This window comes from Streptomyces sp. NPDC050416, from assembly GCF_044458845.1.
GTDB lineage: Bacteria > Actinomycetota > Actinomycetes > Streptomycetales > Streptomycetaceae > Streptomyces.
Map to the genome: position 1 here is coordinate 138,763 of NZ_JBITII010000016.1, position 10,386 is coordinate 149,148.

At 74.1% G+C, this 10,386-nt stretch carries 8 protein-coding genes; 2 read left to right on the top strand and 6 right to left on the bottom strand.

From position 1 onward, the window contains the following. Positions 1-7: 7 nt before the first annotated feature. From ACIBL4_RS36880 to ACIBL4_RS36895, 4 genes are all read right to left on the bottom strand, one after another. Complete coding sequence (locus ACIBL4_RS36880; RefSeq protein ID WP_010033009.1) at positions 8-199, bottom strand: DUF2795 domain-containing protein; 192 nt, start codon at positions 197-199, stop codon at positions 8-10. A gap of 94 nt (positions 200-293) precedes the next feature. Then, complete coding sequence (locus ACIBL4_RS36885; protein WP_399416174.1) at positions 294-1,871, bottom strand: phytoene desaturase family protein; 1,578 nt, start codon at positions 1,869-1,871, stop codon at positions 294-296. 738 nt (positions 1,872-2,609) lie between these two features. Then, positions 2,610-4,838 (bottom strand): tetratricopeptide repeat protein, encoded by a 2,229-nt coding sequence (locus ACIBL4_RS36890; RefSeq protein ID WP_399416175.1) that lies wholly within the window; start codon positions 4,836-4,838, stop codon positions 2,610-2,612. A gap of 64 nt (positions 4,839-4,902) precedes the next feature. Continuing rightward, complete coding sequence (locus ACIBL4_RS36895) at positions 4,903-5,751, bottom strand: oxygenase MpaB family protein (RefSeq protein WP_399416176.1); 849 nt, start codon at positions 5,749-5,751, stop codon at positions 4,903-4,905. 204 nt (positions 5,752-5,955) lie between these two features. Here ACIBL4_RS36895 and ACIBL4_RS36900 point away from each other — a divergent pair, with 204 nt between their 5' ends. Together ACIBL4_RS36900 and ACIBL4_RS36905 are read left to right on the top strand one after the other, a co-directional pair. Continuing rightward, positions 5,956-7,473 carry an ABC transporter substrate-binding protein gene (locus ACIBL4_RS36900; RefSeq protein WP_399416177.1) on the top strand — a complete coding sequence of 506 codons (1,518 nt, stop codon included), beginning with the start codon at positions 5,956-5,958 and terminating at the stop codon, positions 7,471-7,473. A gap of 3 nt (positions 7,474-7,476) precedes the next feature. After that, the gene (locus ACIBL4_RS36905; protein ID WP_399416178.1) at positions 7,477-9,231 is read left to right on the top strand and encodes an ABC transporter permease subunit; all 1,755 of its coding nucleotides are present in this window, start codon (positions 7,477-7,479) and stop codon (positions 9,229-9,231) included. 65 nt (positions 9,232-9,296) lie between these two features. On the opposite strand, the gene ACIBL4_RS36910 is transcribed toward ACIBL4_RS36905, so the two are convergent. After that, complete coding sequence (locus ACIBL4_RS36910) at positions 9,297-10,280, bottom strand: D-2-hydroxyacid dehydrogenase (RefSeq protein WP_399416179.1); 984 nt, start codon at positions 10,278-10,280, stop codon at positions 9,297-9,299. Position 10,281: 1 nt separating this feature from the next. Further along, the coding region (locus ACIBL4_RS36915; RefSeq protein WP_399416186.1) for an aldehyde dehydrogenase family protein at positions 10,282-10,386 on the bottom strand (105 nt) is incomplete at its 5' end.

Consider the following 10,386-nt stretch of genomic DNA (forward strand, 5'->3'; position numbering starts at 1 on the left):
GGTCGGGTCACTGATTGAAGACGGCCTTCTGCACCTCGTTGGGGCCGTCGAAGCGGTCCTCCTTCAGGCCGTCGAGGGTCCTGACGACCTTCTCGTCCGCGTGGTTGCTGCGGGCACGCTCCACCAGGTGCTGCTTGTCCGTGGGGTAGTCCATGCCCTTGAGGGCCTTCTGAAGGTCGGTCGGGCTGAGCTCGGCCATGAGATCCTCCCGTAGCTGGTACGACCGTCCGCGCGGGGCGATCGGTGGTACGGATGCCTTCGTCTGTCGGAGTGCCCCTCAGGACGGCAGTGATTCAGTCGCTTCCGCTTTCGAGCACCGCCATGGCCGCGTTGTGCCCCGGCACCCCGCTCACGCCGCCCCCGCGCACCGCACCGGCCCCGCAGAGCAGCACGTTCGCGTGCCGGGTCTCCACGCCCCAGCGGCCGGTGCCGTCCTGGGCGTGGGGCCAGCTCAGCTCGCGGTGGAAGATGTTGCCGCCGGGCAGCCCGAGGTCCCGCTCCAGGTCGAGCGGGGTCCGGGCCTCGATACAGGGCCGTCCGTCCGCGTCGGTGGCCAGGCAGTCGGCGAGGGGTTCGGACAGGTGGGCGTCGAGCTGGGCGAGCGTCGACTTCAGCAGCTCCTCGCGTACGGCGTCGTTGTCCCGCTCGAACAGGCGGGCCGGGGTGTGCAGGCCGAACAGGGTGAGTGTCTGGTAGCCCTGGTCGGCCAGGTCCGGGCCGAGGATGGTCGGGTCGGTGAGCGAGTGGCAGTAGATCTCGGAGGGCGGCGCGGCCGGGAGGTCACCGGCGGCGGCCTGGGCGTGGGCGGTGGCCAGCTGCTCGTAGCCCTCGGCGATGTGGAAGGTGCCGGCGAACGCCTCCCGTGGGTCGACGGCGCTGTCGCGCAGCCGCGGCAGCCGCGTGAGCAGCATGTTCACCTTGAGCTGGGCGCCCTCGGCGGGAGGTGGGGATGTGTCGCCGGTGAGCTCCGCCAGGGCCTTCGGGGAGGCGTTGACCAGGACGTGCCGGGCGGCGACGGTGCCCTCGCCGTCGGCGGTGCGATAGGTGACCTCGGCCTTCTGACCGTCCGTGGCGATGCGCAGCGCCTCGTGGCCGGTGGCGAGGACGGCGCCCGCCGCGCGTGCCGCGTCGGCCAGGGCGTCGGTGAGGGCGCCCATGCCGCCGACCGGCACGTCCCAGTCGCCGGTGCCGCCGCCGATCACGTGGTAGAGGAAGCAGCGGTTCTGCTTCAGCGACGGGTCGTGGGCGTCGGCGAACGTGCCGATGAGCGCGTCGGTGAGGATCACGCCGCGCACCAGGTCGTCCGTGAAGCGTTCCTCGACGGCGACGCCGATCGGCTCCTCGAACAGGATCCGCCAGGCCTCCTCGTCGTCGAGGCGGCGGCGCAGTTCCTCGCGGGTGGGCAGCGGCTCGGTGAGGGTCGGGAAGACCCGCTGGGCGACGCGGCCCGTCATGCCGTAGAACTCCTGCCAGGCCCGGTACTCGCGGTCGGAGCCGGTGAGCCGGGCGAACGCCTCCCTGGTCCGCCGCTCGCCCCCGCCGACGAGGAGGCCGGTGGGGCGGCCGTCGCGTTCGGCGGGCGTGTACGAGGAGATGGTCCGGGTGCGTACCCGGAAGTCCAGGCCGAGGTCCCGCACGATCTTCTTCGGCAGCAGGCTGACCAGGTACGAGTAGCGCGACAGCCGGGCGTCGACCCCGGCGAAGGGCCGGGTGGACACCGCCGCGCCGCCGGTGTGGTCCAGGCGCTCCACCACCAGTACCGAACGGCCGGCCCGGGCCAGGTAGGCGGCGGCGACCAGGCCGTTGTGGCCACCGCCGACGATGACGGCGTCGTACGTCCGGTGTGCGCGGGGTCCCAGGGGTGCGGTCATGGTTCTTCGTAACACGGGGTGATCCGGGTCGGCCAGACGGACGGCGCGCGTGCGCACGTCCGTCGGCAGGCCGACGCCGGGGGTCCGCGCGATGCCGCCCGGCACACGGCACGAGCCGCACCGCCCGAGGCCCGCCGCCCCGGCAACGCCGCCTCCGACACAGCCCACGGTCATCACTCGGCCACGCGGCCCAGGCGGGGCCGCGCACCACGCGGGACGGTGCGGTGGGCTGGGCGTGGCCTCGGCGGCGACCGGCCCGCACCGCCTGGCCGACAGGGCGGCCCCCCACACACGCCACCGCACCACCCCCACGCCTCCTCACCGCCCAACGCCGCCCCCTGCCCGCGCAGGGCCGCCTCCGACACAGCCCACGGCCATCACTCGGCCACGCGCCCCTGGCGGGGCCGCGCACCACGCGGGACGGTGCGGCAGCTGGACGTGGCCCCGACGGCGACGGTCCCTCACCGCCTGGCCGGCAGAGCGCTCCCCACACACGCCACCGCCACCACCACACCCCCACGCCTCGTCACAGCCCGACCGCCGCCCACCGCCTCGGCAACGCCGCCTCCGACACAGCCCACGGCCATCACTCAGCCACGCAGCCCTGGCGCGTCCACTCGCCACGCGGCACCCGTGCGGTGGGCTGGGCCTGGCCTCGGCGGCGACGGTCCCGCACCACCTGGCCGGCGGGGCGCTCCTCACACACGCCACCGCCACCACCCCCATCCCCACACCTAGTCACCGCCCAACCGCCGCCCCCTGCCCGCGCAGGGCCGCCACCCTGCGGTACAGGGCCACGGCCTCCTCGCCGCGGCCCAGTTGCTGGAGGCAGTGCGCTTCGTCGTTGCGGCTGGCGAGGGTGTCGGGGTGGTCCGTGCCGAGGACGCGTTCGCGGGCCGCGGCCACCCGGCGGTACTCCGTGAGCGCGTCGGACCAGCGGCCCAGCCAGCCCAGGCCGACGGCGACCTCGCGGCGGCTGACCAGGGTGTCCGGGTGGTCGGGGCCGAGGACCCGCTCGCGGCCGGCGCTCACGGCACGGGACTCGGCGAGCGCCTCCTCCCAGCGGCCGAGCCGGCCGAGGTTGACGCAGCGGCCGTGGCGGGCGCGCAGGGTCTCGGGGTGGGTGGGGCCCTGGACCCGGGTGCGGTCGTCGGTCAGGGCGCTGTAGTGGTCCAGGGCCTCCGCGCTGCGGCCGAGGCGGCCCAGGCTGATGCCGATCTCGTGACGGGCGGCGAGCGTGTCGGGGTGGTCGGGGCCGAGCGCACGGCCGCGGGCCTCGGCGACCTCGCGGTACGCCTCCAGGGCCTCGGCCCACCGGCCCAGCTGGCCGAGCGCGTAGGCGACCTCGTAGCGGGTGACGAGGGTGTCGGGGTGGTCGGGGCCGAGCACCCGGGCGCGGGCAGCGGCCACCTCGCGGGCCAGGCGGTAGGAGTCCTCCAGGCGGCCCAGGCGGCTGAGGTTGAAGGCGAGGTTGTGCCGGCAGCGCAGGGTGTCCGGGTGGTCGGGACCCATCGTGCGCTCCCGGGCGGCGAGTACGGCCGTGTACACCCGGTGCGCGTCGAAGGGGCGGCCGAGCTGGCCGAGCACGTAGGCCGTCTCCTGGCGGGCCGCGAGCGTGTCGGGGTGGTCGGCGCCGAGCGTGCGGATCCTGGCCTCGGTGACGTGCTTGTACTCGCGCAGGGCGTCCGGGGCGCGGCCGGTGCGGCTGAGGGTGAAGGCGACCTCGTAGCGGCTGGCGAGGGTGTCCGGGTGGTCGGGGCCGAGCAGGTGCTCGCGTTCGGCGGCGACCGCCCGGTGCACCTCCCCCGCCTCCGCCCAGCGGCCGAGCCGGCCGAGGCTCAGGCCAGCGTTGTGCCGGCCGGCCAGGGCGGTCAGGACCTCAGGGGGCGGGGCGGGCCGCTCATCGGGGACGGGTTCCTCGACGGGGCCGGTGGCGGGCCGCGCGATCCACTCGCCGGACAGTCCGGCCGCCGGGTCGGGTGGCGTGCCGCGCAGCCCGGTGCCGGCCGCCTTGTGGCCCGTGGTCATGCCGCGGGTCCAGGACGGCAGCCGGCCCGGGTGGGCCGGTTCGCCGGGGGCGGGGCGGGCCGCCACGAAGGTCGGCACGTAGGCGGGCGCGGCCCGGTGCGCGCTGATCCGGCGGGCCAGCTCGCGGGCGTCGCCGGGGCGTTCACCGGGTTCCTTGGCGAGCAGGTCCAGGATGACCCGCTCGAGGTACCCGGGCAGTTCGGGGCGGTGCTCGCGCGGCGGGCGGGGCGGGGTGTCGCGGTGGCCGAGGAGGATCGCCCAGGCGTCGTCGAGGTCGAACGGCGGTACCCCGGTGGCGATCTCGTACAGCACGCAGCCGAAGGAGTACAGGTCGCTGCGCTGGTCGACCTCGGTGCCGCCGATCTGCTCCGGAGACATGTAGTGCGGGGTGCCCATGGCGATGCCGGTGCCGGTCAGCCTGGAGGTGAAGCCGATGTCGTGGCCGAGCCGGGCGATGCCGAAGTCGCAGATCTTCACCGTGCCGTCGCCGATCCGCACGATGTTGGCGGGTTTCAGATCGCGGTGGACGATGCCCTGTTCGTGGCAGTAGGCGAGGGCGGCGGCGACCTGCTCGGCGATCTCCACGACGTCCGCGACCGGGAGCGGGTGCTGCTTGTTGTCCTCCAGGAGCTGGCTGAGGTTGCGGCCGTCCAGCAGCTCCATGACGAGGTAGAGGACGCCGTCGGACTCGCCGAAGTCGTGCACGACGGTGATGCCGCGGTGCTGGAGCGCGGCGGCCACCCGGGCCTCACGGCGGAACCGCTCCCGCAGCACGCGGGTGAACGCGTGGTCGTGGTTCGGGCCCAGCGGTTTGAGGCACTTGACCGCGACGTGCCGGCCCAGGGACTCGTCCCGTGCCCGCCACACCTCGCCCATGCCTCCACGCCCGATCCGGTCGAGCAGCCGGTAGCGGCCGTGGATGAGTCTGCTCTCCCCCATTTCGCGCGACGCTCCCCCCGGTAGCTGTTCGCCCGCCCTCCCCTGGTCCACCCAGTATGGCGGTCTATCGTCCGAGTTTGTACGGTGCCGGGCGCGCGTCCGGGCCGAGCCTCGCCATGGCGCGCAGGATGTGTTTGGGCGGGAGTTGCCACCGCACACGTGCGGGAACGCGGCGCAGCAGGAGGCCGGTGAGGCGCAGTTGCCGGGTGGCGGTGGCGGGTGCGGGGGCCGGTCTGCCGTACAACTCGTGGGCGTACGGAGGCAGGGAGGCGTACGCCAGGTGTGCCACGCGCCGCCACAGCACCTCGCGCAACGGTACGAGAAGGGGATGCGTCGGCGGGCGGAGCAGGAAGTCGTCCACGTCGCGCGCCTCGGGCCCGGCGGCCAGTTCGGGGCGCACCTTCTCGAAGTACGCCGCGAGTTGGGCCCGGTCGGCGGGCACGGCGGCGGGGTCGAGGCCCACCAGGCGTGCGCTCTGGCGGTGTTCGGCGACGTAGCGGTCGGCCTCGGCGTGGGTGAGCCGGAATCCGGACCTGCGCAGGACGTCCAGGTAGGAGTCGATCTCGGCGCAGTGCACCCAGAGGAGCAGACCGGGTTCGTCGACGCCGTAGCGCTCGCCGGTGTCCGGGTCGGTCGCCGTCAGCATGCTGTGGATCTTCCGGACGCGGGCGCCCGCCCGCTCGGCGGCCTCGGTGGTGCCGTAGGTCGTCGTGCCGACGAAGTTCGCGGTGCGCATCAGGCGGCCCCAGGCGTCGCGCCGGAAGTCGGAGTTCTGCATGACGCCGCGTACCGCGCGGGGGTGCAGGGCCTGGAGGTAGAGCGCCCGGATGCCGGCGATCCACATCATGGGGTCGCCGTGCATCTGCCAGGTCACCGAACCGGGACCGAACAGCCCTTGGTCCGCGCCGGTCATGCGACTCACCTCCGCCCGGCGCCCACGATGGCACAGATCGAACAGCCGGTCGATCCCGCCGTCTTCACCGCCGAACCGTCCGGTTGTTGAGATTTCACCCACCCGGTACGGGGTTTGGTAAGGCTCTCCTTATATGCTGTCGCCGCCGATCAAGCCCCCTCCGGGCCGCTGCGGCATGCCCGGCCCCCGCACGACAGGACTGACATGCGCACCACCTCCCGCGGCCTCATAGCGGCACTCACCCTCACCCCTCTGCTGGCCGGCTGCTTCGCCCCGGGCGACAGCGACGACGGTGCCGGGGCGGGAGCGGGCGGGCGGCTGCGGATCGCCATGGCGGTTCCCCCCGTGCAGGCCCTGTCCCCCTACAGCAACGACGCCACCGTGCTGAGCAAGCTGTCCGTCGCCGAGGGCCTCACCGCCCTCGACAGGAACGGCACGGCCAAGCCCGCGCTGGCGAAGTCCTGGAAGCAGGACGACGCCACGACCTGGACCTTCGAGCTGCGCAAGGCCGAGTTCCAGGACGGCACCGCGCTCACCGCCCAGTCCGTCGTCAACGCGCTCGACCACGCGGGCGCGGCCAAGCCGAAGCCCCGTGTGCTGAGCGACGTGACGCTCACCGCCAAGGCCGACGACGCGGACACCGTCACCCTCACCACCAAGTCACCTGACCCGGTGCTGCCGCTACGCCTGGCCAGCCCCGCACTGGCGATCCTGTCGGCGAAGGCGTACGCGAAGGACGGAAAGGTCAGCCCGGTCGGCACCGGCACCGGCCCGTTCGAGATCACCCGGCTCAGCGGCAAGACCAAGGCGACGCTCGACCGCTTCGACGGCTACTGGGGCGGCAAGGCGAAGGCCCCCGGCATCGACGTGAGCTGGATCGCGGACGGCACCGCCCGCGCCAACGCGTTGCGCGGCGGCGAGGCCGACATCGCCGAGTGGATCCCCACCGCCCAGGCGAAGCTGCTCGACAAGGACACGCGGCACGAGGTGCCCTCCGTACGCACCGACAGCCTGATCCTCAACACCGGCAGCGGCCTCTTCACCGACGCCGGCCTGCGCGCGGCCGCCCGCGAGGCCGTCGACGGCTCCGCCCTCGTCGGCTCCGTCTTCGGCGGCTACGCCGATCCGGCGCAGGGCCTGTTCGGGCCTGCCGTGCCGTGGGCCGCCGGCAAGCGTGTGGAGGTGACCGGCCGTGCCAAGGCGGCGACCACCGCGCAGGTGAAGGCCGAGACCAAGGGCAGGACGCTGCGGCTGGCCACCTACACCAACCGGGCCGAGCTCCCCGAGGCCGCGACCGTGCTCCAGCAGCAGCTGGAGAAGGCCGGGTTCACCGTGAAGCAGGACGTGCGCGAGTACACGCAGATGGAGGCCGACCTGCTCGCCGGGAAGTACGACGCCCTCGTCTTCTCCCGGGTGACGCTCCTCGACACCGGTGACGCGGTCGACTACCTCGCGAGCGACTTCACCAGCGAGGGCGTCTACAACATCGCCGGACTGAAGGACGCCGCGGTGGACAAGGCCATCCGGGCCGCCGCCGCGGAGCGCGACACGCAGCGCCGCCAGGAGAAGATCATGCGGGCGGAGGCGGCGATCCTGCGCACCGACGCCGTGGTGCCGCTGGTCCACGAGCAGGCGGTGCAGGGCGTCGCCACCGGCGTCGAGGGCGTGCTCCTCGACCCGCGCGAGCGCTCGCTCGTCGACGTCGACACGCACGTCCGGTAACGCATGAGCGTCGCCCACGCCCCCGTCGCCCGCCTGTCCCTCTGGCCGGCGGCGGCCGGCCGTGTGCTCGCCGGAGCGGTGCTGCTCGGTGCGGTGGCCCTGCTGCCGTGGCTGACCGGCGCCGACCCGGCCCGCACGGTGCTGCGCGCCCGCTCCGCCGACCAGGACCCGACGGCCGCGGAACTTGCCACCGTACGCGAGCAGTTGGGGCTGGACGAGGGGCCGTTCGCGCATCTCGCGCACTGGCTGGGCGGCCTGCCCCGCGGAGACGCGGGCGTCTCGTGGGTCTCCGGCGAACCGGTCATGCCGCAGGTGGGGACTGCCCTGTCGGTCTCCCTGACACTGATGCTGGGTGCGCTCGTGGTGACCGCGCTGGTGGCCGCGCTGGTGTGTGCCCGCACCGTGTTCCTCGGCTCCCGGCGCCGGTTGCGGCAGGACCGGACGGGCACCACGGCCGCCGTGCTGGCCGCGCTGCCGAAGTTCCTGCTCGCCTCGGTGCTGGCCACCGTGTGCGGGGTCTGGTGGGGATGGTTCCCGTCCAGCGGCTGGGAAGGGCCGCAGTCGATGGTGCTGCCCTCGCTCGCCCTCGGCATCCCGTCGGGCGCGATGCTCGGCGGACTGCTCGACCAGGCGCTGCCCGCCGCCTTCCACGAACCCTGGGCGCGCACGGCGTACGCCGTCGGGCTCCCGCCCGGCACCATCGCCCGCAACGCGCTGCGCCGCACCCTGCCCGGCATGCTGCCGCAGTTGCTGCCGACGGTCGTGGCTCTGGTCGGCGGTGCGGTCGCGGTGGAGAAGATCTTCAACATCCCCGGGCTCGGCCGGCTCGCCCTGGAGGCCGCCGTCGCGCAGGACCTCCCGGTCCTCCAGACCGCGACCCTGGCGCTGGTCCTGCTCGGCGCGAGCGCTGGCATCCTGATCCGGGCCTTGCGCCACGCCCTCCTCGGCCGCCCCCTGCGCGACGGTGCCCTGCCGGCCCTGCACCGGCCCCCGCTCGCCCCGTCACGCTCCCTGCGCTGGATCACCGCGGTGTGTGCGGTGGCCCTGCTCGCCCTCGTCACGGCGGGCCTGCTGCGCGACCCCTTGCAGGTCGACACGGCGGCGCGGCTGGTGTCCCCGTCCCTCGAACACCCGCTGGGCACGGACGCGCTGGGCCGGGATCTGCTGGCCCGGCTGGGCCACGGGGCGCTGCGCACGGCCGGTGTCGCCTTCGCCGTGACGGTGGTCAGCGCGGTCACCGGACTCCTGCTGGGCATGGCACCGCGGGCGAGCGCCGGCCCGACGGAGGTCGCGTCGACCCTGCCCGCGGTCCTCACCGGACTGCTGATCGCGGGCGTGACCGGGCCCTCGGTGTGGGGCGCGGCGATCGCGGTCTGCGTGGTCGGCTGGAGTCCCTACGCCGCCCAGACCGCCGCCCTGCTCGAACAGGAACGCGCGAGCGGTCACATCGCCGCCTCCGTCGCGCTCGGCGCGGGACGGCTGCACCTGCTGCGCCGCCACCTGCTCCCCGCGGTCCTGCCGGCCCTCCTGCGCAACGCCCTGCTGCGGCTGCCGACCGCCGTCCTCGTCCTGGCCTCGCTCGGCTTCCTCGGCCTGGGCGAACAGCCGCCCACCCCCGAGTGGGGCAGGCTCCTGTCGGAGAACCAGCCGTACGCCGAACTGGCCCCCTGGACGGTGCTGGGCCCGGCCGCCGCGCTGGTGGTGCTCTCCGTGCTGGCGGTGACGGGCAGCGCGCTGGGACGCGGGAAAGGCGAGTAGCAGGCGCCCAGGCCGGTGGACTCCACGGGCCGGGGCGCCTGCTGCTCGCCTTTCAGACGGGGCCTTCAGCCGGTGCGCGTCTCGTCGACCACGTAGCCCCGCCGCTTGTCCACGACGTTGCGCAGAGGCCGGCCCTCGATGTGCCGGGTGAGGTTGTCGAGGAACACCTCGACGAGTGCCTCCCGCTCGCCGGTGGTCTCGCCCGCCGTGTGCGGGGAGATCATCACGCCGGGCATGTCCCACAGGGGTGATTCGGCCGGCAGCGGCTCCTGGCCGAAGACGTCCAGGGCGGCGCCGGCGAGCCGGCCGGCGGCGAGGTGGTCGATGAGCGCCTCCTCGTCGACGAGTCCGCCCCGTCCGACGTTGATCAGCCGTGCCCCCGGCTTCATGGCCGCCAGCACGGAGGCGTCGACCATGCCCCGGGTGCCCTTGGTGAGGGGCGCGGCCAGGACGACGTAATCCGCCTCCTTCAGGGCCGGAGTCAAGGTCGTCGGGCCGTGGACCGTGCCGAAGTCGGGATCATCCGTGCGGGCCTTGCGGCCGGCGCCGCATACCCGCATCCCGACGGCGCCCAGCAGCCGGGCGATGGCCCGGCCGATCGGCCCCGTCCCCCAGACCAGCACCGTGCGTCCGGTGATGCCGTCGCTGAGGCGCGGACGCCACTCGCGACGCCGCTGGTGCTCCCAAGTGCCGGGGAAGTCCTTGGCGAGGGCGAGGATCAGGCCGAGGACGTACTCGGCGGTCGGCTCGTCGTACACCCCGCGGGCATTGGTGAGGACGACGCCCGGATCGTCCACCAGGGCGGGGAAGAGGAACGAGTCCACGCCAGCGGAGGACGCATGCACCCAGCGCGGTGCCTTCTCGGGGTTGTCGGGCCAGGCCTCGCGGACGGCCGGGGTGATGGTGACCCAGGCCAGGAGGGCGTCGGCGCCGGGGAGCAGGTAGGGCAGTTCCTCCTCGGTGGCGTAGACGGTGTCCGCGAGGCGTTCGATGAGCCCGGTGGCGGGTGGCCGGTTGCCCCGGTACAGGACGACGAGTCGGTCAGGCATGTCATGCTCCGACGGGGACGGCGATGTACTTGTACTCGAGGAACTCGCCGATGCCGACGCGTCCGCCTTCGCGGCCGAGGCCGGACTGCTTGACGCCGCCGAAGGG

Excerpts from the sequence above, each read along its gene's own strand:
- ACIBL4_RS36880 (WP_010033009.1), bottom strand. The coding sequence starts at position 199 with ATGGCCGAGCTCAGCCCGACCGACCTTCAGAAGGCCCTCAAGGGCATG.
- ACIBL4_RS36885 (WP_399416174.1), bottom strand. The coding sequence starts at position 1,871 with ATGACCGCACCCCTGGGACCCCGCGCACACCGGACGTACGACGCCGTC.
- ACIBL4_RS36890 (WP_399416175.1), bottom strand. The coding sequence starts at position 4,838 with ATGGGGGAGAGCAGACTCATCCACGGCCGCTACCGGCTGCTCGACCGG.
- ACIBL4_RS36895 (WP_399416176.1), bottom strand. The coding sequence starts at position 5,751 with ATGACCGGCGCGGACCAAGGGCTGTTCGGTCCCGGTTCGGTGACCTGG.
- ACIBL4_RS36900 (WP_399416177.1), top strand. The coding sequence starts at position 5,956 with ATGCGCACCACCTCCCGCGGCCTCATAGCGGCACTCACCCTCACCCCT.
- ACIBL4_RS36905 (WP_399416178.1), top strand. The coding sequence starts at position 7,477 with ATGAGCGTCGCCCACGCCCCCGTCGCCCGCCTGTCCCTCTGGCCGGCG.
- ACIBL4_RS36910 (WP_399416179.1), bottom strand. The coding sequence starts at position 10,280 with ATGCCTGACCGACTCGTCGTCCTGTACCGGGGCAACCGGCCACCCGCC.